Source organism: Frankia sp. Mgl5 (assembly GCF_023242985.1).
Lineage (GTDB): Bacteria > Actinomycetota > Actinomycetes > Frankiales > Frankiaceae > Parafrankia > Parafrankia soli.
In genome coordinates this window covers 1-251 of the sequence record NZ_JALKFY010000243.1, presented here as the reverse complement: position 1 = coordinate 251, position 251 = coordinate 1, and the positions used below count along the sequence as shown (strand labels likewise).

The 251-nt window shown below is 54.2% G+C and carries 1 pseudogene; it reads left to right on the top strand.

The annotated features are described in order from the left end of the window. Positions 1-251: pseudogene (locus tag MXD62_RS09195) on the top strand (2-hydroxyglutaryl-CoA dehydratase); the annotation flags it as partial.

Below are 251 nucleotides of genomic sequence, written 5' to 3'. Positions count from 1 at the left end.
ATCAATTGCAGCGCTTTCTCGAACAGGAAGGGGCTGAAGTAGAAGTACAATCGCTTACAGCCTGGATTCTCTACTTGATTTGGGAAGGACGCTACGACACCCTGAAGCGGATGAAGCTGCGTGCAGAGGACTCCGGCCGCTACGGCCTGGAAGGAAAAAACCCTGTCTTACGCCTGCGGATGTTAGGCCTAGCTGACCGCGCGATCCGCGTCTTGTTCCATACCTATGCCAAGACTTTGGGTCTGTATGGG